Genomic DNA, 26,444 nt, shown 5'->3' with positions numbered 1-26,444 from the left:
AGGATGTTAGATAATAATAAAATAAAAGCCATTATTTTTGATGTGGACGGAACCCTCCGCGACACCGACGACGAAATGGTAAGAAGTGTAGAATTATTCCTGTTGAAGTTTGAGTTTTTGATTTCGAGTAAAAAAGCTCAAACCGCCGCCCGAAATATTGTGATGCGAATGGAAAACCCTGCACAAGTAATTTTGCATTATGCCGATAAATGGGGTTGGGATAAATTTATTCATCAACTTATTCACGGAATCAGATGCTTACTTCGTCCATTCAAGAATACTAAAAACTTTCAAACAATAGAAGGCATAAAACCCATGATTATAGCCTTAGCAGAGCGTTATCCGCTGGCGGTTGCAAGTGCGGGCGACGAGAAAACTGTTAGGGCATTTTTAGCACAGGCTGGTATCTTGGAGTATTTTACGTGCGTTGCCACAGCACTTACTTGCCCGCACACCAAACCATTTGCCGACCCTCTCATTTGGGCAGCTTTGCAGATGGGAGTTGAGATAGAAAACTGTGTGATGGTCGGAGATACAACCGTGGATATGATGGCAGGAAAAAATGCTAATACTCAGACAGTTGCTGTTTTGTGTGGCTTTGGCGAAAGAGAAGAATTAGAAGCCTTAAACCCAAATTTGGTTTTAAGAACTACAGCAGATTTAACTGACGTTTTGATACCATCATAGCCTTCTAAACCATTGATTTAATTGCTTTACTATGGACTATTGACCGTGGACGATTTTTTGTATGAATACACTCTTAATAAAAATTATAATGATGCCTTTAGTAATTGGGGGCGTAACGATTGCCAGCAAAAAGTGGGGAAATTTGATAGGTGGGATGATTGCAAGTATGCCTTGGATTGCTGGCCCAATTATGCTTTTTTTTACAATCGAACAAGGTGTTGAATTTGCGGTTAGCAGTGTGCCGGGAATCATGATGGGAATATTGGGTGTATTGGCTTTTTGTTTTGCCTATATTTATTCTTCCATGAGGTCAGAGTGGTATGTAAGTTTGCTGATGGCTTATTTGGCTTTTATAGTGACTACTGTTTCGTTGAAGTTTTTTGAAAGTCTCGTTGGCTTAGACGTGTGGTTTTGTATAGTCATTATTTTTAGTCTGATAGGAATAAGGTTTTTTCCTAAATTAGAACGTGTAGAAAATGCAGGCCAAAGCCTAAAATATGATATTTATCTGCGTATGATAATTATCACAGCATTTGTAACCTTGATAACTTATTTGGCTCAAATACTTGGGCCAACTTGGAGCGGCATACTTACGCCATTTCCTATTATTACGGCAATTTTAGCGGCATTTACGCACTACACACAAGGAGCATTTGGCACATCAGTTATACTTCGAGGGATGCTCACCGGTTTTATTGGGTTTGCCTCTTTTTTATTCTTACAAGCCAAACTACTACCACATTTTCCGATAGCAACTGCTTTCCTCATTGGTTTTGCCGTAAATATTATGCTTAATTTAATGATGCGAGTAGTAGTGAAACGTTATCTGTAAATTACTATTGAGCATTATAGAACTTAAAAATCTTTATCAAATCTTGGCGGTCTTTGACAAACAAATTATTTTGTTTCACAAATGCCTCAATCTCATTTTGTTTGTCAGCCATTAATGCTAATATCGACTTTCGATTGATACGAAGTTTGATGATTTCGTTTCCTTGATTTACAAATAGCTGTTTCTCTTTATTTATTTTTATGTCTTTGCTCCCCGTATTGAATGCCTCAACATAGTCAGGTTTCTGGATGGTTACCTTGGTGTATTCAAGTAGTTTTAGTTTACCATCGGCCAAAACTTCCAAAAAGCTGGGTTTAATTTTGTCAAAATTATCAACAAATTCTGAGGTACTTATAAAATGATGATATTCTTGGTTTGGTTGCTGTAAAGTGAAACTCTTGATGAGGCTTCCTGAGATAATCTTCACACCTTCGGGCGTATTAAATTCAACTTCATTTCCATATAAAACAATTTTTATCTGAACATCGGTTAGGGAATCTAACTTGACAGTACCAGTAGGTGTAGAAAGTGTTCGTGGATAAAATCGAACTGTAGCAACTGACCAGTTGGGGTCGAGGTAATATGTGCCTAATACTTCAGTAGTGCGGGTGTCAAAACCATAAAGCATGGTTGATGAGTGCTGACCTACTTTCAGACCTCCCAAATTCAAGGCATCTTTCGTATTTTGCATCATACCATTTTGAGCAAAAACCGTAGTTTGGGTCAGTCCAAAAATCATAAATGCCAGCTTTTTCATGTAAGTATAGGAAGGAATTAATATAATAATACCTTAAAAGCATAAAAATAGTGTCTGAAACAATTTCAAGTATTCAAACACTGCAAAACACTAACGCAAACAGCTACCAAGTTAGTAGAAGTTTCAACTCCTAAATCACTAAGTTTACCACTAAGAGCATTATTGTTAGAAAAATGAGAAGTATGGTTTGGCGGAAGGTTGAACGATAGTTTTCGGTACTGTTTTTGAGGCTTCTGAGAGAAAGAAGTTCAAAAAATAGACACCCTCCGCCCAAAACCCCAAGAGCAATCGACTTAAATGTTGGTGAAGGCATCTGTGCAGGAGCAATGATAAGCCCCAAAAATAATACTATGATTATCCACTTAAAGTTTTGGCTTGATAAAAATGTCATGGTTTTAATTAGTTTTTTGTTTCTACTTCCGAGTTTTCAGCACTTATATCTTTTGTTGGCTCTTCGGTCAGTCTAAATTGCTGGTCTTCGGCTACAATCTCGTTTACTTCTTCATTGATTTCATCGTTCAGTTTTTCTTCTGTTTCTAATGTTTCCTCCAATGTTTCGGTTTGTGTTTCAATAGAATTTGCCTCTTCTTGTGTTTCATTTTCATCTTTTACCTCGGCAAGCCTTTGAGCTTGGTCGAACTCAAAGAATTTTTGTTGGAAAATCAGAATACTTACCACACCACAGAAAATACAAGCATCGGCAAAATTGAAAATTGGCGTAGTGTTGAAATCTCCACCGATGAAAGGAATCCAGTCAGGGTATTGCCCGTCAAGTCCGTAAGCATAGAACATATCAATTACTTGCCCATGAAACCACGGAGTCGAAACGCCAATCGGAGCATTATTTAAGAAAACACCATAGAATGTACTATCAATTACGTTTCCGATTGCTCCACCTAAAACTGCGGCTATCGACCAAAGTAAACCCGAATGTGCATTTCTTTGTGCCAAATGCACCAAATACCAGCAGATTCCGACCATTGCGGCTAAACGAAAAGTAGTTAAAATTAACTTGCCATATTCGCCGCCAAGCTCCATACCAAATGCCATTCCTTTGTTTTCAACGTAATGTAATTTAAAAAAGTCAGGAATGAGGTCAATCTCACCATAATGATTCGGTAAAACATCATAATACATCCAAAGTTTGATTGCTTGGTCAACCAGAATCAATATGAGTGTCAAGAATAAATACTTGTAGGGAGACTTTCCTTTTAAAGCAATGTCAGACATGCGTGAAATTTTATTTACTAAAACAAATGTTTTTTATTAAGCAACAAAAATAGACTAAACTCTCGAATACTCTATCAATTTTGTTGAATTTACTCTTTAAGAAGCTTTATTCATTCTTCTTTCTCGCTCTTTTTTTACTAATAAGTACTCTCGGCTGCTTTGTCCTGCAATTGAAGAGTTTTCTTCTGCACGACGGAACAAATACGGCATTACGGCCTCAACTGGTCCATAAGGCACATATTTTGCCACATTATAGCCAGCATTTGCCAAATTATAAGAAATATTATCGCTCATGCCCAAAAGCTGTGCAAACCAAATGCGAGCATCGTTTTTGGCAATACCGTTTTCTTCCATCAGTTTCACGCACAACAAACAGCTGTCTTCGTTGTGCGTACCGAGGCAGATAGAAAGTACGTCGATGTTATCAACGGCATAATGCACGGCTTTATTGAAATCAACGTCGGTATCTTCTTTAGTGATATGAATCGGGCTTTTATATTCCATTTCGGCAGCACGGCGGCGTTCTTTCTCTATATATGCCCCACGGACGAGTTTTCCGCCAACAGTATAACCTTCGGCACGTCCTTTATCACAAGCTTTGATTAGGTTTTCAAGACTTTCCCAACGATATAATTGATAAGTATTATAGACAATCGTTTTGCCACCTACGTTATATTTTTTCATCATTTCGTAGCAAAGATTATCAATCACATCTTGAATCCAAGTTTCTTCGGCATCCAAAAAAATCTTGACGTTCAGTTCGGCTGCCAATTTACAGAGTCTATCAACACGGTTTCGTACTCTTTCAAAAGCGGCTTTATCTTCTGTGGTTAATTCTTCTTCGTGTTCTTGTACTTTTTCAAGAAGGTCAACTGAGCCAATTCCTGATACTTTAAATACCGAAAATGGTATGTCAGTGGTTTGTTGAGATGCTTTTTTGATTGTTTTTACTAATTCTTCGGTAGTTTTATCAAAATCCTTTTCGTTGTCTTCGCCTTCTACCGAATAGTCGAGTATCGTACCGATTTTACCCTTTGCCAAATTTTCTATTGTTTTTTGGCAGGTTTCTATACTTTCTCCACCACAAAATTGGCTAAATAAAGTATTTTTGATAAGAAATTTTACAGGTAAACCTAATTTTAATATTAACTTTATAAAAAAAGTTCCTATCTTTACGAGCCAATTTTGATTCATCATCGCAAAAATTAAATATGTTTTGCGAAGTTTACTGTCTGACTGATGAGCAAAGGCCACCGAAGTATCCTCAAAACTCAAGTTATGATTCTGCGTAGCAGTTTTCATGTTTGTCGATTTTAATTTTTTAAAATAAATAGTTTTGTTGATGAGTTGTATTATTTCAAGAAAAAGTATTAAATAGAAATAGTTTTTGCTTGAAATCCGGTGCAAATATATTACATTTAAGGTGTATTTTTTTTGATTTTTTTATAAAAGCGAGTTAGCTCGCTCCTTTAATTAACTAATGAAAGCAAATTTAGACGTACTTCCTCTTAGCAGTTGGATTGATACCGCAGGGAAGCCATTGATTATCGCTGGGCCGTGTAGTGCCGAGACCGAAGAACAAGTTTCGGAAACCGTATCACGCATTGCTAAAGAAGGCTATGCACATGTGATACGTGCAGGTGTTTGGAAACCTCGTACTCGTCCAGGTAGTTTTGAAGGCATGGGAGAAGCTGCTTTGCCGTGGTTGGTTGAAGCAAAAAAACAAACAGGTTTACCAGTTGCAATCGAAGTAGCTACACCTCAACACATTGAGTTAGCATTGAAATATGGCATCGACATCCTTTGGATTGGTGCAAGAACAACCGTAAACCCTTTTAACGTACAGGATTTAGCTGATGCTTTGAAAGGTGTTGACGTGCCAGTATTAATCAAAAACCCAGTGAACCCAGATTTAGCTCTTTGGGTGGGAGCGTTTGAGCGTATCGCTGGAGCAGGTATCAAGAAAATGGCGGCTATTCACCGTGGTTTCTCGAATGCCCAAGAAACAAAATTCCGTAATTCACCAATGTGGCAAATGGCGGTTGAGTTGAAAACACTTTTCCCTCAATTACCAATCATCGGCGACCCAAGTCACATGGCTGGAAAGCGTGCTTATTTGTACGAATTGGCTCAACGTGCATTAGACTTAAACTATGATGGTTTAATCATTGAATCGCACCGCAACCCTGACGAAGCATGGTCTGATGCATCTCAACAATTAACTCCAGAAGCTTTGGGCGAAATGTTGAAATCATTGGAAATCCGTAAGGCTTCTTATGGTGTAGAATTCCAAAACGAATTAGACCAATTACGTCAGAAAATTGATAACATCGACCGTGAATTACTCGAAGTATTGGCAGCTCGTATGTCGGTTGTTGAGAAATTGGGAGAATACAAACGTGAAAATAACGTGGCTGTTTTGCAACTTGACCGTTGGAAAGAATTGCACAACAACCGTGCTGATTTAGGTAAAAAATTAAACCTTTACCCTGAATTAGTTGAAGAAATGTTCAAATTGATTCACATGGAATCTATCCGTAAGCAAACAGAGGTGATGAACCAACAACCTGCTTAATTAGTGAATTATAGAAAACTAAACGTGTCATACTTCAAAAGTGTGGCACGTTTTTTTTATTTTATTGATACTCTATTTTTATAATCTGATTGGATTTGACTGGAGGAGAGCCTACACTTAGATAATTATAAATAATTTTATTCCGCTGAATCTCTGTTGGATAATTATCCGAATCGTATTTGTAATTGAAAATTGTTTCATCAGATAAAACCAAGTTTTCAGTATTATTTCTTCTATTATACGACGATATTTTCAACGGATTTTTGTCGGCATATTCAATGATATTGAGTAAAAGTTTATTAAGTGGATAAGGGTTAAGATTCAAGTATTGCGGTAACGGAATTGTAGGCTTATTTTTATTGTCAAACTCTATCACCACATACCTTTCAACCAAATTATTGTTGATAGATTCAATCGTTACGGTATTATCTTTAATAGAATATTTGATGAGCGAATTATTGAGTTTGTTGGGTAAGTTTTGTGAATTTATAGTAATTGTATCTTGAGATTTGTTGTAGGTTGAAATAATTTGGTTATTTCTAAATTGTATGCTTTGAAAATTATTAATGATAGCATTTGATTCCCGCATACTGTACGTAGATAATTGGCCATCTGCATCATAATTGAAGTCATACTGTCGCAGAAAACTCTTATCATACAAAAAATGGTCTTTAACTTGTATCAATAAGTTGTTATTATCGTAGAAAAATTCTTGTTCAACAAAGCCCAAATCAGCGGAACTGTATCTGAAAATCGGTAAACCCAAATTATTATATTTGTATTTATTTTCCGTGTAGAAATGCTCAAATTTTATGACATTACCTTTTGAATCATAAGAAAACTTGATTCCAATCTCCTTACTTTTTTCTAAATAATAAGTATCGCTTGTGTTTTTTATTTCATAGCTTTTTACGAGTTTTCTCGATACTACATTACTGTTTTTTAGAGGGTATAACTCCTTAATATCAGTATTTTGTAGTTCTGAGATTACCTCTTTTTTACAAGAAATTGAACATACAAAACTGACTAAGCATATAAAATTTAATCTCTTCAATGACATAAACTTTGATTTATTTCATTGACGAAAAATAATGAAAAAAGTTGGAAAATCATTGTAAAAACTTTCTTCGTTAACGACGCTCAGTTCGTGGAACAAACCAGCCCCACATTTTCATCTTGAAGAATAATTGTTTTGTTTGTCGGCTCATAGCATCCAGATTTATTTCTCGATTAAAACATATAGAAGTTTGCGAAGCCAGAAGATAATAACAATCTCGTTTTTTAGGTAAATATTGAGATATGAGTGGCTTGTTTTGTAGAAAAAGTAAATTATTGCGAAAAGAAGGCTTGGTTTTATTGAAATTGATGCTTGGAATAAAAGACGAATGTGAACGATAAATATCAATTTGGGCGAAAGCGAAGTTGAAACATAGTAAAAATCCAAAGATAAATAACACTTTTTTCATAGTAAATTTATGGTTAGGCTTTTTACAATAAACGAATGATTTTGAGCAAAATTTCAAACATAAACAGCATAATTCTCAATTCTCAATTCTTAATTCCTAATTCTTCCCTATCTTTGCAAAAAAAACATTATAGAAGTGAGTAAATACGCAACCACCGAAATCACGAGTGCCGAAATTCCATCGGATAATCCTGTTCATCAACGCTTATACTTTCCGTATGTAGAAGCGGCAAAAATTATTAGTGGAAATGTTTTAGAATTAGGCTGTGGCTGGGGAAGAGGCGTTGAAACCCTCATCGAAAAATGTGACCATTATACAGGCCTTGACAAGAATCAACCTCTGATAGACCAGCTTCAAGCGGCTTATCCGAAACATACTTTTCAGACAGCAGATTTGCCGCATCTTTCTGCATTCAAAGATAATACCTTCGATTACGTAGTAACTTTTCAGGTTATCGAACACATTCAAGACGACCATAAATTTTTGGCCGAAATTGCTCGTGTTTTGAAGCCAAACGGACGAGTGTTACTTACTACAGTCAATCGTCCATATTCATTAAGCCGAAATCCTTGGCACGTACGTGAATATGATACGCAAGAATTACGCTCATTGATGCAAAAATATTTCTCTAAAGTAGAAACAATGGGAGTGGGCGGAAATAAAAAAGTGTGGGATTACTACGAAGAAAACAAACAATCGGTGAATAAAATCATGCGTTTTGATATTTTTGATTTACAACACCGCTTGCCAGCTTGGATGCTTCGAGCACCTTACGAATTTTTGAATCGCTTCAATAGAAACAAACTAATGGCCGAAACAGGCAGTTTGGCTGCTTCGATTGATGTAACCGATTTTCATGTTTCTAACGAGCCAGAAAAATGTATTGATTTCTTTTTTGTGGCTACCAAGTAGAGCAACTTTCTAAATTGCTTTATTCTACAATTTCAACCACCCCGTCCGACTTCGTCAGGACACCCCTCCTTAAAAGAAGGAGGGGAAAATTAGGAAAATGATTGCACCTTTACCTCCACATACCTTTTTGCCGTCGGGCGTGTCATTACTGTGATTTTCATTTCAGTACGAATCTTTCGTTGAAAACAACGGTTGTAGAAGCTATTTGTCGAGAAATAGATTTACAGGCTAATTACTTGAAAAACAAGCGATTAGAGACTATCTACTTTGGCGGCGGTACTCCTTCGTTGTTGAATATGAACGAATTGTATGATATTTTTGAGACAATCAAGAAACATTATACCTTCGCCGACGACATTGAGATAACCATGGAAGCCAACCCCGACGACATCACTCGTGACCGTCTGGCAATTCTTCAAAGATTTGGTTTTAATCGCCTAAGCATTGGTATTCAGTCCTTCGATGATAATCATCTGAAATATCTCAATCGTATTCATACTTCGCAGCATGCCGAAGATTGTGTGCGACTGGCTCAAGAAATGGGCTTCGAAAATCTTACGATTGATTTGATTTACGGAATCCACCCATTACTGACGCTTCCTAAAAAACTGCAAAAAACTCAGTCAGAGTATACGCACGGAATTCATCAGATTTGGCAACGAGATTTAGAAAAGGCAATCATGTTGAAGGTACCTCATATTTCGTCGTATTGCCTAACAATCGAACCCAAAACCGTTTTTGGTAAATGGTTACAAATCAATAAGATACCACCAATTGATGAGGAATTTGCTTCGCAACAGTTCGATATTTTGGTAAATACTTTGGCAGAGGCTGGCTATGAACAATACGAAATCTCTAATTTTTGTAGGGATAATCGCTATTCTCGACACAATACTTCATACTGGAAACGCCACGAATATTTAGGTGTAGGGCCATCGGCTCATTCATTTAATGGTGAATCTCGCCAGTTTAATGTCTCGAATAACCCTGCATATATCAAAGCTCTTACACTCGGACAAGTTCCTGCCGATTATGAAATTCTGACTCCCGAAGAAAAAGTAAACGATTATGTCATGACTGGTCTTCGAACCAAATGGGGCTGTGATTTAACCGAGATAGAAAAAATGGTGGGGCAAAAATGGCTGAAATCCAACGAAGAAGTACTACGACAAAATCTTTCTCAAAACTTTCTAAGTCTTGATAATCAGTTACTCACACTTACACAAAAAGGTAAATTATTCGCCGATAGGATTGCGAGTGATTTGTTTTTGGTGTGAGTTCAATGTTTTATAGTATTCAAATAAATCTACCATATTTTAATTAAAACTAAATCAAACAAGAATGAAAAAAACAACATTACTGCTACTTTTAACACTGCCTGCTGTTGCACAGAAAATCGAAAAAGTCCAACCTTTTAGTTACAATGAATTAGAAAAACTTAGTCCAACGATGCGTCCTTTTTTGTCAAATATGACACTTAATCCTGAAAATGGGACATTAAAAGTTTATTCATTTCATGGTATAAGAGCCAATATCAAAGAAAAAGTTGAAGCTAAAACAAAAGCGGGTAAAATACTCGGTGGCTTGCAAGGGTTTTCAGGTAGTGATTATTTATCATATTTGCCTTATGTAACTACTTTGACATTTGATAATAATTTGGTTCAGATAGATAAAAAAAATGGTTATGTTTCACCTGTTGATTTAGAAGCAGGTAAGAAGTATGAAATTGATGAGCCTCCATTTGGAACAGGGGTTGATTTTCCAAAAAATAAAGATATTTCGGTTGATTATAAAAGTTTTTTAGCTCTAAATCCAGATTTTGAAAAAGCTTTACCTATTTATACGAATACTGCTTTGTTTAGTAAAGGAGATGGATTATTGGGAAATAAAAATCCAAGATTAAATGCTGCAAAAAATATAAATAAATTTGAACTCAGAAATGGCTACATTTTAAGAAAAAATGAAGAAACGATTCTTCAAAAAGAAAAATGGGAGACGAATTTCAAAGGTTTTTTTACATTTAATACTGGTGTAAGTTCTTATGCTAAGCTACCTAACGGTACTTATATTCAGATGGTTTCAGAAGAAAATAAAGATGATAATTATGCGATGTATCGTAATTTTTGTTTCATAAATTATGATGCTGAAGGAAACTTTATTAGTAAAGAAGTTTATAAGCCTGAGTTTATTAGAAGTATGATTTCGATGATGAATGTGTTTGGTGAGAATGGAGAAATGACAGGTGTACTTTACATTTTTGGAAACGCTCAAACAATGGGAGCTAAAAAGCAAAAAGACCCTGTTGAGAATAAATATCAAGCATATTATTTTGGTACGGATGGTAAATTGAAATTTAAAAATGAGTTTACAAACGGTGAAAATCCTGAAAAAGATTGGTACGTAAATCCGATGTTTGTAATCGAAAAAGACAATAAACTTAATATTCTTAATACTACTTATACATCATTTACAAAAAGTAGTTTTGAAAATTTAGTAATTGATGCTAAAGGTAAAGTTTCGGCAACAAAAGTGGAGCCAGCTAAATATGCCGCATCAGCAGGAACACCTGGTTTTAGTCTTTATGTAAGCAACCCGACTTATTCTAAAGGGAAATTTTATGATTATTCGGTCATGACTGAAAGTAAAGAGGTTGTTCAAAAAGATGGCTCTAAGGCAACTGAAAAATATTATACTGGTTTGATTTTGAATGAAATAAATCCAGATTTTACTGTTACTTACAGAAACCTAATTATCAAACAAAAACCATCGAAAGAACCTATTAATGTTTATCCAATTGAAAAGAATGGGCAGAAGTATTTAGTGGTAACGCATGATAATGGCAATTCAATTATTACATTAGATGAGAAAAAAAATGTCTTTAATGTGATTCCAAAAGACGGTTTTGTTCCTGTTTCAATTTCTCTTACGAAAAACTTTATCTATGATGAAGCCAAAGGTTTAATTTACTTTGTTTATGAAGGTAATAAAGTTGGTGATGGCCAAATAATTAAAGTAAGTCTCTGAAAAATCTCCACCGTACAACAAAAAAGCCATTCCTCGGAATGGCTTTTTTGTTGTATTTAAAATTGATTACTGCTTTTCAGCAAATGGAATAATCAATTTTTCGCCACGAGCGGCGTAGTTTTTAGTCTTTTTGTTGGCTTGCATAATAAGTGTTTGAGAAACACCATACTTATTGCTCACTACTCTAATAATATCGCCAGGACCTACTGTATGAACGGCTTTGATACGAACTTTAAGTTTAGTAACTCCAACCTTAATACCGCTTTCATCAACACCTGGGTTCATTGCTTTTAGTGTTTCCTTCTTTATATTATAACGATTGGCAATACCAAAGAAAGTTTCACCTTCGCCAACTGTATGGGTATATGTTTCTCCGCCCGCTGGAATTTCAACTTTAGGTTTTTCTTCCTTTGGTTTTTCCTCTTTAGGCTTCTCCTCTTTTGGTTTTTCTTCTTTTACTGCTGTTGCTTCATTTTTATCACCAATTTTGGGCACTGAAACCTCTGGTAAACCATCGGTTGATACAGGAGTTGTGCTTGAAGTTTCTTCAACGGGAGCTTCTTCTTGTGGTTGGTTACTTATGGCTTTCGCTACAGTGTCGGCCGGAACTGCGGTTAGGTCATCACTACCCGAAGTATCATCTGACATATACTTCCAGCCAATGTAAAGCAAAGCACAAATAATACCCACAAGTACCAACAAAACAGCCATTGGCAGGTTGCGGGCAGGCTCTTTAGGACGTTCATTACGTTGTTCTCGATTATCTCGGTCTTCGAACTGCATGGGAAAAGGAGTTTAAATTATAAATAGGAAAACAAGTTTTATGATTGTTGTGTAACTAGCACTGATAAATTCTAATTGGCTAAAATAGCGATAATTATCTGGATATCAATTCAGTTACAGCGTATTTTGTAAAAGTGCTTATACAGTTTTTTTCAGTTCCTCATTCATTTCCTCAACCAGGTCTTTCAAGCCCTCGGCATAGTTTCGTAATTTTTTTGCAATTTCTTCATCGTTAGCTCCTAAGATTTGGGCCGCTAAAATTCCTGCATTTTTTGCACCATTCAACGAAACAGTAGCAACTGGTACACCGGCAGGCATTTGAAGAATCGACAAAATCGAATCCCAACCATCAATCGAATTGCTTGATTTGATAGGTACACCAATCACCGGTAGTGTCGTACTTGATGAAACCATACCAGGTAAGTGAGCAGCACCGCCGGCACCTGCAATGATTACCTTTAGGCCTCTTTTCCTTGCCGAATGTGCATAATCAAGCATTTTTTGGGGTGTGCGATGTGCCGAAACTACCTCTTTTTCATAAGGAATTCCGAATTGTTCTAATATTTCAACTGCTGCCGACATGACTTTCCAGTCGGATAAACTACCCATTATGATTCCAACCATCTTATTTCAATTAAGAATTAAGAATTATGAATTGAGAATTAGGAATTATTTTTTGTGATAATTCTTAATTCTTAATTCTACATTCTCAATTCATTTCGTAACTACTTTTAGTTTTTCTTTTACAAAAATGACCTTTTCTTTTAATTTATCAAAATTTTGGTCGATAATCGTTATATGTCCCATTTTTCGGAAAGGCTTCGTGATTTTCTTTCCATAAAGAAATGGATGCACGCCCTCAACGCCTAAAACTTCATTCATACCTTCGTAAACGGCTTCGCCCGAATGGCCATCTTCGCCTAATAAATTTACCATGGCAGCTTTTGAGTGTGCTTTTGTGCTTCCAAGAGGTAAATCAAAAATGGATCTTAAGTGCTGCTCATACTGCGAAACATCGTTGGCTCTGATGCTTTGGTGCCCGCTGTTGTGTGGGCGAGGTGCAACTTCATTGATCAGGATTTGCCCATCTTTTGTCAAGAACATCTCCACCGCTAATAAACCCACTACGCCAAAGGCTTCGGCGGTTTTGATGGCTACTTGCTCGGCTTGTGCTTCTATTTCAGCAGAAATTTCGGCAGGAGCAAAGAGATATTCTACCAAGTTGGCTTCTGGATGAAACACCATTTCCACGACAGGGAAAGTTTTGATTTCTCCGCTGGCATTACGGGCTACAATCACGGCCAGTTCTTTCTCGAAGTCAACCATTTTTTCTAATACACTTGGTTGGTCGAATGCTTTCGCTAAGTCAGCTTCTGTGCGTATTACTTGCACACCTTTGCCATCGTAGCCACCCGTACCGAGTTTATGAACTGCTGGCAGAAAATCGACGTAATTTTTTACATCGGCCTGATTTTCGGTCAGTATAAAATCGGCTGTCGGAAGGTTATTTTCTTTATAAAATTGCTTTTGAATACGTTTGTCTTGAATCAGGCGTAGAACCGAAGGCTGCGGATATACCAATTTTCCTTGTTTTTCGAATGCTTCGAGTGCTTCGATGCTGACATTTTCAATTTCAATCGTAATTATATCACAGTCTTGCCCAAAAGCCATTACCGTATCAAAATCTTTCAGCGAACCATTCACAAATTCATGGGCAATGTGCTTGCAAGGTGCATCAGGGTCGGGGTCAAGCGATTTAATAGTGAAGTCGAAGTCGATAGCAGCTTGAATAATCATTCTGCCGAGTTGGCCACCGCCAAGAATACCGAGTTTTTTTGAGTTATCGAATTGCACGAAGAAGTTTTTTTTGTGCAAAGATAAGCATGGCATCATCGAAAAGCAATCTTAATGCAAATGATTGAACTCATTTCCGCAGTGTGGACACTTAATTTTTTGCTTTTGTCCACGCATTTGCTCAGCAAAACCCGATGCCAAGATACCAGTCGGCAAGGCAAAAAGTGCCACCCCAAGAATGGCAATTATGCCTCCAATGATTTTGCCGATGGGAGTTATGGGTCGATAATCGGCATCTCCAACGGTTGTCATGGCGTTAACTCCCCACCACATGGCTTCTGGGATACTCGAAAATTTAGTTGGCTGCACTTCATGCTCAAAATAATAAAGTGTACTCGACGAAATAATTAACACAAAAACAATAAAGACAAAACTCAGCACGAGTTCTTCTTGCTTTTCTTTCATCACTTTTTGAATAACCCTCAACGCATGGAAATATTTACTTACTCTAAACAAGCGAAGCATTCGGAGTAAGCGGAGGATACGAATAAAACCTAAGTCAGTAATGAAGATGGAGACATAAAATGGAGCAATTGAAAGCAAATCGACCAATCCCCATGCCGAAAAAATAAATTTTAGCCTACCTTTAATTGGATGTGAAAAATTTGGATCTTCGACGCAAGACCATAAACGTAAAATATATTCTACTGTAAAAACAATGACTGAAAATACCTCAAAGTCAAGCAAAATTTGATGGTATTTTTGGTGAATATTCGGTACGGTATCAAGAATTATAGCTATTGCATTGAGCGAAATAACTATGGTAAGAAAAATATTCACCCAAAAACTCAGACCAAGCTTTCGATGCCAAGTAATTTCGAGGATATTATGTACGTGTTTGCGTAACGAAACAGTCGGACTCATTAAATGTAGGTAGTATTTATTCGTCTAATTTAAGAAAAAAAGCAATCGGATATAAATAAAACAAGAAAAAGGTCAACGATTGCTCATTGACCCTTTTACTTACTCAATTGATTATAGAAAATAAGATTATTGTTCTGCTTTCTTTTCGCAACAAGCTTTGCTTTCTTTTTTGCATTCTTTTGACATTTCTTTATCGCAGCATTTCATTTCTTTTTTTGCTGCTTCTCTGCGAGCTTTACGCCCACCTTTTTCTTTTTCTACGGCCAAGACGACTGTGGACGCCGATGCTACCAATGCGAAAACTACGATTAACTTTTTCATGATAGAATATTTTAAGATTTTTAAACAAGAAAAGAATAGCTGTTAAAAGTCAAATATTATACCAAAATTTTTTAATTGATAGAAAGTGTATGCGTAATTTCGGCGGTTGGACTAAACTGAGCTGTCGCCGAGCAGTATTTTTCCATCGAAAGTTGAATAGCACGCTCAACTTTTGCTTGGTCGAGCTGACCTTTGAATGCAAAATGTATGTTTATCTTGCGAAACGGACTCATCTCAGTACCCTCGATTTTCACACGCTCACCTTCTACCGATATTCTGATATCATCAATTACTTGGCGTTGTTTTTTTAAAATCAAGATTACATCAATCGCTGTGCAGCCGCCCAAACCCATCAAAAGCATTTCCATTGGTCTTGCTCCTAAATTATGGCCGCCAATATCAACATTAGCATCCATGTGGTTGACCGTACCTGCTGTACCGACGGCTTCAAAATGGAAGGCGTCATCGACTCTTACTAATTCTACTTTCATTCGATTATTAATAGCTGTTTTTCTGATAACATATTCAAAGTAAAAGAAAGTTTCTCTAAACAAGAAATCAATTCTTTAGAATCTTTCGTGAAAAAGTTTTTTATAAATCGACTAAAGATATAAAATATTGAACTACTATTTGAAAGATATATAAATATATTAGAATAGTTATATTTTAATGTTTCTGTATAAAACTTACACTTAAACCTATTTTTCTTGTTTTAGGTAATTTTATCTTAGAATTGAGTTAAAATTAAACCTATAATTGGTGTTTTATGAAAAATATTATTGTACTATTCCAATATTTTAATTTACTATAAAAAGAATGTGTGCCAAATATTATTTGGCTATATCTGTATTTTACAAAATAATTTAAAAATTACTTGACAGGTGTCGAATTATTCTACTATATTTGCATCACAAAACAGCAAAATCATGAGAAATAACATAGACAAAGAAACTTACACATGGTCATTTAAGGTATTCGCTCTTCTTGGAATCCTACTTTTGTTAGTAAATATTTTCCTATACTTTTCATTAGAACCGATGCACGCCATGGCATTTAAGTTTGCGAGTTCTACATTTTGCTTACTTTTAGCAGTTGGTGTTTGGATGCGTTTAGAATACCTAAAGGCATTTCAAGAAGCAACATATAAAGCTCGTCGTGTACCAATGTGGGCATCTATTTTTGTATTTGTAATTACAGCATTTTCAAGATTCTTCTAAGAGACTTCTCTAAACAAACTATATAACTATTCATAAGGGCAAAATGACTTCGGTTGTTTTGCCCTTTTCATTTATGCAGTTTTGTCATTTTTATCTTTCCTGAATTTTGCAATTCCTGCCTTTTTGTCGTTTGAAATTAAAAGATTTTAAGCGTTTTCGGCCATTTTTTCCGAAAAACACACCTCTGCATACTTTTTGATGAGTATCTCTGCGTAATACAAATATGAAAATTGAAACTTAAGTATCCGAATTTGAACAATTGTCATTTTGTGTTCGTTTAAAATAATTTAACAGAAACGTTATATTACTCTGTACTGTCGTCTATCGACTATTACTGCTACTAAATATAAAAAGCTATGAATTTTAACCAGTATACCATTAAAGCTCAAGAAGTAATTCAGAAGGCTTCGGAGATTGCCCTCGGCAATGGCCAACAGGCAATCGAAACAGGGCATATCTTGAAAGCAATTTTAGAAGAAGATGCCAATACTGCTACTTTTTTGTTGAATAAAGCAGCAGCCAAGAAAGAAACCATACAGCCCAAACTCGAAAGCATTGTGGCTGCCTATCCGAAAGTTTCGGGAGGAACAGGCCAAGTGTATTTGAGCAACGATACTGCCCAAGCATTGAGTAAAGCCACCAACTTAATGAAAGAATTTGGTGATGAATTTGTGAGTGTCGAACTCCTACTTTTAAGTTTGGCTGCAGGAAAAGACTCGGTAGCGAGTTTGTTGAAAGAGAATAATTTGAATGAAAAAAACTTAAAAGTAGCCATTAAAGAACTAAGAGGAAACAACACAGTGAAAGACCAAAACGCCGAAAATACTTACCAAGCCCTTTCTCGTTATAGCAAAAATCTGAATGATTTGGCACGAAAAGGCAAAATTGACCCAGTAATTGGTCGTGACGAAGAAATCCGCCGAGTTTTGCAGATTCTCTCACGCCGTACTAAAAACAACCCAATATTATTAGGTGAGCCAGGTGTCGGAAAAACCGCCATCGTAGAAGGTTTAGCTCAGAGAATTGTGTCGGGCGATGTTCCCGAAAACTTAAAATCAAAAACCATCGTATCGCTTGATATGGGTTTATTGATTGCGGGTGCAAAATATAAAGGAGAGTTTGAGGAGCGTCTGAAAGCCGTAATCAAAGAAGTGACTGACTCAAACGGTGAGATGATTTTGTTTATTGATGAAATTCATACGCTCGTAGGGGCAGGTGCTGGCGGAGAAGGAGCGATGGATGCCGCAAACTTATTGAAACCTGCTCTTTCTCGTGGCGAATTGCACACGATAGGAGCAACAACACTCAACGAATACCAAAAATATATTGAGAAAGACAAGGCTCTCGAACGTCGCTTTCAGTCAGTTATTGTTGATGAACCAAACGTACAAGATGCCATTTCGATTTTGCGTGGAATCAAAGATAAATACGAATTGCACCATGGCGTAAGAATCCAAGATGATGCCGTAATTGCGGCCGTTGAGTTATCGGATAGATATATTTCCGATAGATTTTTGCCCGATAAAGCCATTGATTTAATGGACGAGGCAGCCTCGAAACTTCGCCTTGAAATGGATTCGATGCCCGAAGAGTTGGATGAGTTGAATCGTAAAATCATGCAGCTCGAAATTGAGCGTGAAGCGATTCGTCGTGAAAATAACCGTGAAAAAGAAGCAGTTTTAAACAAAGATATTGCTGATTTGAGCGAAAAACGCAATGATTTAAAATCTAAATGGGAAAATGAGAAAGGTTCGCTAAACGAACTCCGCTCTTTGAAAGAACAAGTCGAAAGACTCAAAATCGAAGCTGACCAAGCCGAGCGTGCCGGTGATTACGGAAAAGTGGCCGAGATTCGTTACGGAAAATTGATTGAAACCAATAATCGCTTGAACGAAATCCAAGCCAAAAATGACCAACAACCAGCCAATAATTTATTGAATGAAGAGGTTACGGCTGAAAATATTGCTGAAATCGTAGCTCGCTGGACAGGCGTTCCTGTCACAAAAATGTTGCAAAGTGAGCGTGAAAAATTATTGCATTTGGAAGATGAACTTCGTCGTAGAGTGGCAGGGCAGGAGGAAGCCATAGAGTTAGTGGCCGATGCTGTGCGTCGTTCTCGTGCGGGTATGCAAGACCCTAAAAAACCGATTGGTAGCTTCTTATTTTTAGGAAGTACAGGGGTTGGTAAAACCGAATTGGCAAAGGCATTGGCCGAGTATTTATTCAATGATGATTCGGCAATGGTGCGTATCGATATGAGTGAATACCAAGAACGCCACGCCGTGAGCAGATTGGTGGGTTCGCCTCCAGGATATGTGGGTTATGAAGAAGGCGGACAATTGACCGAGGCCGTAAGACGCAAGCCATACAGTGTGATTTTGTTGGATGAAATCGAAAAGGCTCACCCCGATGTGTGGAATATTTTATTACAAGTGCTTGACGAAGGACGTTTGACCGACAACAAAGGCCGAACTGCTAATTTCAAGAATACGATTGTGATAATGACCTCGAATATCGGTAGTCATTTCATTCAAGATAAATACCTTGAGTCGAAAGGTGATGATAAAGCTTGGCATTTATTCTACAAAGAAGAAGCCAAGAACGATGTCATGAATTTGTTGAAATCATCTGTCAGACCTGAGTTTTTGAACCGTATCGACGAAATCGTATTGTTCGACCCATTGACAAAAATCAATATTCGTCGAATCGTGCAGATTCAGTTCAGACAAATTCAGTCTCGCTTGGCTGAGCAAGGAATTACCCTCGAAGCATCTGATGCGGTTTTGGATAAATTGGGAGAAGAAGGCTACGATATAACTTTCGGAGCAAGACCGCTCAAACGAGTGCTTCAACGCAGAGTCTTGAATGAACTATCGAAAGAGATTTTAGCTGGAAAAGTGCAGAAAGACTCAGTAGTGATGATGGAACTTGGCCCAGAAGGTGAAATTTTATTTGAAAATATCGCTTCAGTAGAAGAGGTCTTATAAGTAGTATAGGGTAAATTAGATTAGGTTTAGTAGAATGGAACTCCTGCGAGATGTTTTTCTTGCAGGAGTTTTTTTATGGATAAAATACGTTTATTTCTTCACCTACTTCTACAAAGAAATATTCATTTTTATTTAATGTTTCAATTGTTGGCAAACAGTATAGTAAAGTTTCTGTTAAAGTTTTGTTAGAGATATTACCTAAGATTATCCTCACTAATTTTTTAGGTTTTTTCTTAATAAAAAAGCTCGCTCTAAAGTCTTCATCTTTAGTAATTACGATACAATCATTTTGGTCTGCATAGTCACAAATTGCGGAATCTTCTGTAAACCATTTATCAAGTATATTATTTACATGAATTGCTTGATGTCCGTACTGTTCTAAAAATTTGCAGACCTTATATGAAATGTGCACATCACATAAAAATTTCATATTAAGCAGCAATTTTCAAGGTATGTCCCGCTACAAGCATTTTAGCATATTGTAAACTTGCCAAAATGTCATCTCTTTCCAACTCTGGGTGGTCTTCAATAATTTCATTGATACTCATTCCCGAACCTAATAAGTCAATAATTATTTCAACCGTCCATCGCATTCCTCTGATACATGGCTTTCCATGGCAAACGTTCGGATTAATTGTAATTCTATCTAAAATATTCATTTTTTTGACTTTTTCTAAACAAATGTAAAATTTTATCCAAAGCAAAACAATTCATTTCAGCACACTTTTATAAACAGGAAATAAATCTTCGTGGGTCATGCCTGCCTTTGTACGAGTATCATAAAGGATTTTGATATAGTTCTTGTCAACATCCGTAAAATCGGTCGGATTATATTCTAAATCAATCGTATCCCACATAATTGAGCGTTTGGTTGGTACATGCGAGAAACCTACGGCATGACCGATTTCATGACGTGTTATCAATCGACGGTCGAGTGTAGGGAAAACACTTGTTACCCAGACCACAACTTTTTCGATTTCTTGTTTACTGCTCGAAATCGTCATGAAGGCCGTTCCTCCAACTTGCAATTCTCCCTGCAAGCTCATTTTATATTTTGCTTCAAACTCAGTATCTCGCCCCGAAAAAATCTTGATGTTTGCTTTCGATTCATCGCTTGTTTTGAGAAATTTTGTAGATTGGCTATACTGATTTATCTGAGCAAAAACACTATCCGAAATAGCTATCAAACTACTTGTACCACTGCCATCTTTATCAAACCAATAATAAACTTCACTCTGTGGCCATTTTTGTATTTTACCTCGGCTGCCGCCCAAACCAGCACTCTTAAATGTATTAAAAACAAACTGCCCATCAATTGTGCTTGGTTCCCAAGTAGTATCGGTCTGGGGTGTAGTTTCAGATTTGCTACAAGCCAATACAATAAATAAAATCAGAGCAATTAAAATCCTTGAATACATAACGGCAGTTTTAGATAAAATGTACTTTGAAATTAATCAGAAATACACAAAGTTTGATGTTAATCTTCTTTACCGAGAATTTTCTCCCAGAGTTTACCATAATCAAATTCATCTTTGGGCCACATATCAGAGTTGTAAGATTTTGCCTTTTGTACGGTGCCATTTTGTAATACTACTCGCTTTTTAAGCACTTTTTCTAAGTTTTCTCTTACTTTGATTCCCGCACGGCCATAGTGATTTTTTGTAAAAGAATCTTCTAAGCGTGCAAGAATTTTGGCTTCGTCAAATTCCAGCGGTTGGTCAGTACCAATTATCATAAAGCCGTCAATTTCATAGATATACGGAAAAACCTCCGCAAAACCATTTCTGATTCGGCCTGTGGCTCCCCACGTGATGGCTAATCCACCTTTTTTTAGTCTTGATTTCAGCAATTTGAAGTATTCTATTGAGTATAAATTGCCAGAATAAGAAGATTTCGGGCGTAAAGCATCTGCTTCCAGAATATCATAAAGTTTCGGATTTTGGTGCAAATAGTATCGTCCATCTTGCAAGATAACATTTACTCTTTTATCGTTCATGATATACAAGGCCGTGCTATCGTTTGTTCGTCGAACATATTCTTCCACGGCTGCTGGTTGATTGACAATTACCTCAAAACAATCCAACGATTTAGTTTCGGCACGTCCGCCCGCATTATATAGCGTACAGGCAGAGCCAAGTCCAACGATACCAATATCGACAGGGTTTGGATGAATCAATGCGGGCACAGCCCCCAGCGTAAAGTGTGTGATGTCTCGATTGAATGGAAACATACTTTGCCCCAAACCATTCACATAAACATAAGATTCTTCGCCGAGCGTTTTGATAAATGATAGTGCCGTTTCATCTTCTTTTACGATAAAGGCTTTTTCATCAGACATTCCACTAAATTTCATCCATAGTTTTTCGTTGTTTGGCAGCAGAACAATTACCAAAATCAATGCAATACCCATGAAGAGTCGAGTAATTAGGCTATTGAATTTGTTTCGGTGAAGAGCAATTACATAAACTAAACCAATGAGGCTGATTAATTTTATTGTGAGCGATGTGCCGAGTTCATTAAAGCCAACGAGTGTCACAAACCACGCTCCAATCGTAGAACCAACAATATTGACAAATTGTAGCCAACCAACTTTTCGTCCAACTTCGTCGAATTTATCTTGAATAATCAGTTGTGAAAGCGTAAAACTGAATCCCATTATAAAAGTTGGTACTGCCATCAAGAAAAATGGAATTACAAACATAGTTGAGAAGGCAATTTTAGGAGCAAAAGATGTTTCGTAGCTTTTGAAATATTCAAACAAAAACGAAAGTGCCGAAACATCAGAAACCACCCATTGAAGTAACAAAATTGCACCAACCGAGTATAAATATAACGCATATTGGGTATTCAAAAATAGCTTCAATCGGTTCTTTTGAAGTCTCTTGGCCATTTTCACACCTGTGTAAGTTCCAATTGCCATCATCGCCAAATAGATTGTCAGAATAATCGAAAACGTAAGGGCAATTGATTTCATCATGGTTTCAATCATTCTAAACCAGATAATCTCAAAACAAATCGCCATGAATCCAGAAGCAGTGTATTGCAGTATCCAATACGTGAAGTTTTTGTTCCACGTAAATGTATTTTGCTTTACATCTAAAGTGTTTGGACTGTCCGTTTCGGTTTCATTACCAGTATTTTGCGTTTGAAAATAATAAATGACACCCGCTGTGATGGCACAGAGGAAATTGAAAGATGCTCCCAAACGTACGGCATTTTCAAAACCCATTACTCTAATCAGAATAAAAGTAGTGATGAAAGTTCCTGCGGCTGCTCCGAGCGTATTCGTAAAATACAATAGACTAATATAACTTGCCTGATTTTCAGCATTTTTCTGTTCAAACGCTTTTGAAAGTAGGGGTAGAGAAAGCCCCATCAAAAATGTAGGGAAAAGCAAAAGCAGAAACAAAGTGAGGTAAGTCTGAAACGGAGAGCCACCTGCCAGAGCGTTTGACTGATACAGCCAATCATAAATGATGGATTTACTGACCAATGCAAAAGCACCAATGCCCAACTCGGCCAAAACAAAGAATAATATGGGTTTATTTTTACCAACTTTATCGGCAATTTGGCCACCCGCCAAGTAGCCTAAACCCAAACCAGCCATAAAAGCTGAAACAATTAGACTTATACTTACTGAGCTGATTCCAGTGTAAAAAACTAACCAGCGTTGCCAAATAACCTGATAAATTAGGGCCGCAAAACCAGAAAAAAAGAAAATAAATAGTAAAGAAAACGAACGGTATCTTTGAGATGTAGTTGATTTAAGCATTATATAGGTTAGGCTTAAGATTAAGATATTTTTTGTATGATAGTGTTTAGTTTTTCCATTTTATATTACAGCCCATACTCGGAAACTGCATTTCTGAAATTATCTGATTTTCCAAAATTGCATTTAAGGCCCCTCGTAAATCTTTCCCTGTAACTGGTTTTGGATGTTCGACTCTCGGACGAGATTCGTCTAATCGTCCACGATAACGAAGTTTCTTTTCTCCATCAAAAATATAGAAGTCAGGAGTGCAAGCAGCATCGTAGGCACGGGCTACTTCTTGGGTTTCGTCGTAAAGGTACGGAAACGTAAAGCCATTCTCTCGTGCAAAATCTTTCATGGCTTCTGGGCCATCTTGTGGATACTTTTCAATATCATTTGAGCTGATTGCTACTAGTTTGACACCTTTAGGTTGATAATCGTGGGCTAATCGCACTAACTCATCTTTTACATGAATTACGTACGGACAATGATTACAGATAAACATCACAATGGTGGCTTTATCAGAGAATAATTCATTGACCGACAAAACTTTATCTGATACAGTATCTATCAAACTAAAATCGGGTGCGATTGTCCCGATGGGTAACATATTCGATTCAGTGAGAGCCATTAATTACAGTTTTTTCAAAGCACCTGCAATTTAATTAAATTTTAACTTTAAAAATGAGGGAATTTAGAATTAAAATTGTCTGAAGGTATATGAAATGCAACCTTTTAGCGTTTTCAAGCATCTACAATAAAAAAATGTTAGAATTATGAAAAATCAATCGAAACTTCGCTTGTTGACATTGGCAGGTATTTTTGCTTTATTGTCGCTTAGTCTGTCGAGTTGCTTTTACAGCGGTTATGCCTATCGTGACCGTTATTATTCACGACCGTATTATGGTTACAGACCATACATAAGACCGCAAGTGCGTGTATATACTGCTCCGCCAAGAAGATATTACTACGATAATCGTCGAAATTACCACCGAAATTACGGTAATTATAACCGAAGTTATCGAGGAAATAACAATAGAAGCAGCCGTAGTCACGGACGTAGATAAAACAAAAAATGCCTTCTCTGAATGGGAGGGCATTTTTTGTTAAGAATATATTTTTACAAAACTAATATCCAATTTCCAGTAACTAATCACCAACTATTGCCAATCAAAGGCATATTTGGTGTTTTTGTAATTCTTCAACTCCATTGTAGCACCACCAACCGAGAAGTCAACTTCAATTTTAATCGGCACTCGATTTTTATCATCAGAAACCCAAATTCTGATAGCATCTTCACCATCGAACATACTATTTTTTGGTAAAATAGGGTTCAACTTAATTACATTGATTTTTCCATATTTCGTACGCACCACGCCTTTTCCATTATATTTCACTCGCATATTGTAAATTTCATCATCGAAAAACATATTTGATGAAACCGTTTCTCCGATTTTTACTTTCGTGAAGTCAATCGTTCTCAGGAAATAATACCCCGAAACCACATCATGCACATTATCAGGAAGTTTGAAGTTTTTACGTTCTTTATTTTGTTCCCGCACGGCTGCATTAGCAAAATGGTCGAAAGTAATTGTTTGTTCTTTGCGGTAATTATTTTCTTGCAAATCCATCAAGAATTTTTGTGGCAAAATAGCCGCAGTATCTAAATACGAACGATAAGTATTTCGAATATGAAAAAGGTCAGTAAGCCCAGTTGTACGGCCAAAAATATTTACCCGATAACACGGACGATTATTGACTGAGTAAATCTGTGGACTTACATCAACAGTAGCTTCGCCTACACTCAAAAAACCATATTTAACTTTGTATTCAAAATATTCGCCCGCCTTAAACGCATGATTCGGTAAATAGCGATAGCTATCGCTCACCACAAACGAACTCGTAGTGACAATGATAAATAAAAATAAGATTTTTTTGAGAAAACTCATTTTAGTTTAGAATTTTGAAGGATGCTACTTTTTAGAAAACAATACTACTCGGATATTTTTGCTTCAAATATGTTAAGTAATTATTAAAGTTTCCTTTATACTCTTTAACAAATTCATCATTAAACTGGTTCTGTTTGCTTTGATAAGTCAGATACCCAATAAAATACGCATTGTTGGGCAAATTATTGTCGTTTAAAGCCCATTTCTTGCGGCTAATTAATCGTTTCTGAAATTCTCCTGCCAATAGCGTATCGCTCTTATTGATAATCGTACTTATCATTGCTATCTTCTGACGTTTCTTTTCTTGAATCGTCATTTTTTTATCGAAATTCTTATACAAACTATCCAATTTCTTGGCACCTCTCAATAAATGCTGGCTATAGGCATCATTGTATTTTTTTGAGAACCGATACCGCTCCAATTCTTTTGAGTTCTTGCCGTATTTACTTGTCAGAAAACGTATCGCTCCGTAGTCTCCCACAAAATCGGCCAGATTTTCGTTAAACTCTAAATTGTTTTTTACAAAAAGCGTACCATGCGTTAGTTCATGAATTATCAGTGCCGCCAAACGCCCTTCAGATTTTTCGAGCATTGAGCTTAAAATTGGGTCTTTCAAGTAGCCAAGCGTACTCCAGGCCGATACTTCATTGAGTTGCGTATCAAAACCTTGCTTTTTCAGTTTGCTGAGTTCGGCATCGGCAATGGCCTTTTCAAAATGACCTTTGTAGCTAAATGTTCCCACAATCGGAAAATCCCATTTTCTGGCTTTCAGCTCCAATGGCTCGCAAGCCGTAATTACCCACAAGATTGGCTTTTGGTGTTGGTCATAAAAAGTCGTATAATTATTAGAAGGATTTAGCCCCAACGAATCAACCGCAAAGCGTTTTATTTCTTCAATTAATAAAATTCGTTTTTTTAGTGAATCAGGAAAAGACTTATCGGCCAAAACTTCACTGACAGGACGAGTATTGAATATAATTTTGAGTTGCCCTTTGGCTTGTCGGTAGGCATAAACACTCGAATCGAGATTAAACGCAATGAAAAGTATCAACGCCACCAATAAACCCAAGAACGAATATTTGAGTATTCTTAAAATCTTTTGCTTCATACTACGCCAATATTTTAATAGATAACGTATAAACGCAAAAAAGAGTTACAACGTTAATTGTAACTCTTTTTAGAGCCCCCAGCCGGGATCAAACCAGCGACCTACTGATTACAAGTCAGTTGCTCTA

28 protein-coding genes are annotated in these 26,444 nt (G+C 36.7%); 9 read left to right on the top strand and 19 right to left on the bottom strand.

Going from position 1 to position 26,444, the window contains the following annotated elements; translation table 11 throughout:
* Positions 1 to 3 precede the first annotated feature (3 nt).
* Positions 4 to 687 carry an HAD family hydrolase gene (locus ACOVO2_RS18255; RefSeq protein ID WP_421771355.1) on the top strand — a complete coding sequence of 228 codons (684 nt, stop codon included), beginning with the start codon at positions 4 to 6 and terminating at the stop codon, positions 685 to 687.
* Positions 688 to 748: 61 nt separating this feature from the next.
* Positions 749 to 1,519, top strand: a complete 771-nt coding sequence (locus ACOVO2_RS18250; protein ID WP_421771354.1) for a hypothetical protein — start codon at positions 749 to 751, stop codon at positions 1,517 to 1,519.
* A 4-nt stretch (positions 1,520 to 1,523) separates the two neighbouring features.
* On the opposite strand, the gene ACOVO2_RS18245 is transcribed toward ACOVO2_RS18250, so the two are convergent.
* From ACOVO2_RS18245 to ACOVO2_RS18230, 4 genes are all read right to left on the bottom strand, one after another.
* Entirely contained in the window at positions 1,524 to 2,258 is a 735-nt protein-coding gene (locus ACOVO2_RS18245) for a hypothetical protein (protein ID WP_421771353.1), read from the bottom strand.
* Positions 2,259 to 2,406: 148 nt separating this feature from the next.
* Complete coding sequence (locus tag ACOVO2_RS18240) at positions 2,407 to 2,667, bottom strand: hypothetical protein (protein WP_421771352.1); 261 nt, start codon at positions 2,665 to 2,667, stop codon at positions 2,407 to 2,409.
* 8 nt (positions 2,668 to 2,675) lie between these two features.
* On the bottom strand, positions 2,676 to 3,506 hold the full coding sequence (locus ACOVO2_RS18235; protein WP_421771351.1) for a lipoprotein signal peptidase: 831 nt from the start codon (positions 3,504 to 3,506) through the stop codon (positions 2,676 to 2,678).
* 96 nt (positions 3,507 to 3,602) lie between these two features.
* Positions 3,603 to 4,808 carry a proline dehydrogenase family protein gene (locus tag ACOVO2_RS18230; protein WP_421771350.1) on the bottom strand — a complete coding sequence of 402 codons (1,206 nt, stop codon included), beginning with the start codon at positions 4,806 to 4,808 and terminating at the stop codon, positions 3,603 to 3,605.
* 178 nt (positions 4,809 to 4,986) lie between these two features.
* Between ACOVO2_RS18230 and ACOVO2_RS18225 the strand changes: the two genes are divergently transcribed.
* On the top strand, positions 4,987 to 6,081 hold the full coding sequence (locus ACOVO2_RS18225; protein ID WP_421771349.1) for a chorismate mutase: 1,095 nt from the start codon (positions 4,987 to 4,989) through the stop codon (positions 6,079 to 6,081).
* Between the two features lie 61 nt (positions 6,082 to 6,142).
* Here the strand turns inward: ACOVO2_RS18225 and ACOVO2_RS18220 are convergent, their stop codons facing one another.
* Together ACOVO2_RS18220 and ACOVO2_RS18215 are read right to left on the bottom strand one after the other, a co-directional pair.
* Positions 6,143 to 7,135, bottom strand: coding sequence for a hypothetical protein (locus ACOVO2_RS18220; RefSeq protein ID WP_421771348.1), 993 nt, complete (start codon positions 7,133 to 7,135; stop codon positions 6,143 to 6,145).
* A gap of 76 nt (positions 7,136 to 7,211) precedes the next feature.
* Entirely contained in the window at positions 7,212 to 7,547 is a 336-nt protein-coding gene (locus ACOVO2_RS18215; protein ID WP_421771347.1) for a hypothetical protein, read from the bottom strand.
* 135 nt (positions 7,548 to 7,682) lie between these two features.
* Here ACOVO2_RS18215 and ACOVO2_RS18210 point away from each other — a divergent pair, with 135 nt between their 5' ends.
* The 3 genes from ACOVO2_RS18210 to ACOVO2_RS18200 all read left to right on the top strand — a co-directional run bounded on the left by ACOVO2_RS18210 (position 7,683) and on the right by ACOVO2_RS18200 (position 11,483).
* Complete coding sequence (locus tag ACOVO2_RS18210; RefSeq protein WP_421771346.1) at positions 7,683 to 8,459, top strand: class I SAM-dependent methyltransferase; 777 nt, start codon at positions 7,683 to 7,685, stop codon at positions 8,457 to 8,459.
* A gap of 101 nt (positions 8,460 to 8,560) precedes the next feature.
* Positions 8,561 to 9,736: a radical SAM family heme chaperone HemW gene (gene hemW, locus ACOVO2_RS18205; protein WP_421771345.1), complete on the top strand. Its 1,176-nt coding sequence runs from the start codon at positions 8,561 to 8,563 to the stop codon at positions 9,734 to 9,736.
* 64 nt (positions 9,737 to 9,800) lie between these two features.
* Positions 9,801 to 11,483 carry a hypothetical protein gene (locus ACOVO2_RS18200; protein WP_421771344.1) on the top strand — a complete coding sequence of 561 codons (1,683 nt, stop codon included), beginning with the start codon at positions 9,801 to 9,803 and terminating at the stop codon, positions 11,481 to 11,483.
* Between the two features lie 66 nt (positions 11,484 to 11,549).
* Here ACOVO2_RS18200 and ACOVO2_RS18195 read toward each other — a convergent pair whose 3' ends face one another.
* From ACOVO2_RS18195 to ACOVO2_RS18170, 6 genes are all read right to left on the bottom strand, one after another.
* The gene (locus ACOVO2_RS18195; RefSeq protein ID WP_421771343.1) at positions 11,550 to 12,266 is read right to left on the bottom strand and encodes a LysM peptidoglycan-binding domain-containing protein; all 717 of its coding nucleotides are present in this window, start codon (positions 12,264 to 12,266) and stop codon (positions 11,550 to 11,552) included.
* 138 nt (positions 12,267 to 12,404) lie between these two features.
* Entirely contained in the window at positions 12,405 to 12,890 is a 486-nt protein-coding gene (purE, locus tag ACOVO2_RS18190) for a 5-(carboxyamino)imidazole ribonucleotide mutase (protein ID WP_421771342.1), read from the bottom strand.
* A gap of 90 nt (positions 12,891 to 12,980) precedes the next feature.
* The gene (locus ACOVO2_RS18185; protein ID WP_421771341.1) at positions 12,981 to 14,120 is read right to left on the bottom strand and encodes a 5-(carboxyamino)imidazole ribonucleotide synthase; all 1,140 of its coding nucleotides are present in this window, start codon (positions 14,118 to 14,120) and stop codon (positions 12,981 to 12,983) included.
* Positions 14,121 to 14,171: 51 nt separating this feature from the next.
* Entirely contained in the window at positions 14,172 to 14,984 is an 813-nt protein-coding gene (locus ACOVO2_RS18180; protein WP_421771340.1) for an ion transporter, read from the bottom strand.
* 126 nt (positions 14,985 to 15,110) lie between these two features.
* On the bottom strand, positions 15,111 to 15,305 hold the full coding sequence (locus ACOVO2_RS18175) for a hypothetical protein (RefSeq protein ID WP_421771339.1): 195 nt from the start codon (positions 15,303 to 15,305) through the stop codon (positions 15,111 to 15,113).
* A gap of 71 nt (positions 15,306 to 15,376) precedes the next feature.
* Complete coding sequence (locus ACOVO2_RS18170; RefSeq protein WP_188768333.1) at positions 15,377 to 15,796, bottom strand: OsmC family protein; 420 nt, start codon at positions 15,794 to 15,796, stop codon at positions 15,377 to 15,379.
* Between the two features lie 435 nt (positions 15,797 to 16,231).
* On the opposite strand from ACOVO2_RS18170, the gene ACOVO2_RS18165 reads away from it, so the two are divergent.
* Positions 16,232 to 16,522, top strand: a complete 291-nt coding sequence (locus ACOVO2_RS18165; protein ID WP_350265266.1) for a hypothetical protein — start codon at positions 16,232 to 16,234, stop codon at positions 16,520 to 16,522.
* Between the two features lie 356 nt (positions 16,523 to 16,878).
* Positions 16,879 to 19,509 (top strand): ATP-dependent chaperone ClpB, encoded by a 2,631-nt coding sequence (gene clpB / locus ACOVO2_RS18160; protein WP_421771338.1) that lies wholly within the window; start codon positions 16,879 to 16,881, stop codon positions 19,507 to 19,509.
* Between the two features lie 73 nt (positions 19,510 to 19,582).
* Here the strand turns inward: clpB and ACOVO2_RS18155 are convergent, their stop codons facing one another.
* From ACOVO2_RS18155 to ACOVO2_RS18135, 5 genes are read right to left on the bottom strand one after another with little or no spacing between them, the layout of a single operon-like run.
* Positions 19,583 to 19,939 carry a DUF5615 family PIN-like protein gene (locus tag ACOVO2_RS18155; protein ID WP_421771337.1) on the bottom strand — a complete coding sequence of 119 codons (357 nt, stop codon included), beginning with the start codon at positions 19,937 to 19,939 and terminating at the stop codon, positions 19,583 to 19,585.
* A gap of 1 nt (position 19,940) precedes the next feature.
* Positions 19,941 to 20,168, bottom strand: a complete 228-nt coding sequence (locus ACOVO2_RS18150; RefSeq protein ID WP_421771336.1) for a DUF433 domain-containing protein — start codon at positions 20,166 to 20,168, stop codon at positions 19,941 to 19,943.
* A 51-nt stretch (positions 20,169 to 20,219) separates the two neighbouring features.
* Positions 20,220 to 20,927 carry a matrixin family metalloprotease gene (locus tag ACOVO2_RS18145; RefSeq protein WP_421771335.1) on the bottom strand — a complete coding sequence of 236 codons (708 nt, stop codon included), beginning with the start codon at positions 20,925 to 20,927 and terminating at the stop codon, positions 20,220 to 20,222.
* A gap of 59 nt (positions 20,928 to 20,986) precedes the next feature.
* On the bottom strand, positions 20,987 to 23,281 hold the full coding sequence (locus tag ACOVO2_RS18140; RefSeq protein WP_421771334.1) for a fused MFS/spermidine synthase: 2,295 nt from the start codon (positions 23,279 to 23,281) through the stop codon (positions 20,987 to 20,989).
* 46 nt (positions 23,282 to 23,327) lie between these two features.
* On the bottom strand, positions 23,328 to 23,891 hold the full coding sequence (locus ACOVO2_RS18135; protein ID WP_421771333.1) for a thioredoxin family protein: 564 nt from the start codon (positions 23,889 to 23,891) through the stop codon (positions 23,328 to 23,330).
* A 145-nt stretch (positions 23,892 to 24,036) separates the two neighbouring features.
* On the opposite strand from ACOVO2_RS18135, the gene ACOVO2_RS18130 reads away from it, so the two are divergent.
* Entirely contained in the window at positions 24,037 to 24,327 is a 291-nt protein-coding gene (locus ACOVO2_RS18130) for a hypothetical protein (RefSeq protein WP_421771332.1), read from the top strand.
* A 93-nt stretch (positions 24,328 to 24,420) separates the two neighbouring features.
* Here the strand turns inward: ACOVO2_RS18130 and ACOVO2_RS18125 are convergent, their stop codons facing one another.
* Both ACOVO2_RS18125 and ACOVO2_RS18120 read right to left on the bottom strand, forming a co-directional pair.
* Positions 24,421 to 25,209: a DUF3108 domain-containing protein gene (locus ACOVO2_RS18125; protein ID WP_421771331.1), complete on the bottom strand. Its 789-nt coding sequence runs from the start codon at positions 25,207 to 25,209 to the stop codon at positions 24,421 to 24,423.
* Between the two features lie 31 nt (positions 25,210 to 25,240).
* Complete coding sequence (locus ACOVO2_RS18120) at positions 25,241 to 26,317, bottom strand: aminopeptidase (RefSeq protein ID WP_421771330.1); 1,077 nt, start codon at positions 26,315 to 26,317, stop codon at positions 25,241 to 25,243.
* Positions 26,318 to 26,444 lie beyond the last annotated feature (127 nt).

It is taken from the genome of Emticicia sp., from assembly GCF_049241225.1.
In the GTDB taxonomy this organism is placed as follows: Bacteria; Bacteroidota; Bacteroidia; order Cytophagales; family Spirosomataceae; genus Emticicia.
Note: the sequence above shows the minus strand (reverse complement) of the source record. Positions and strands in the feature narration are given on the sequence as shown.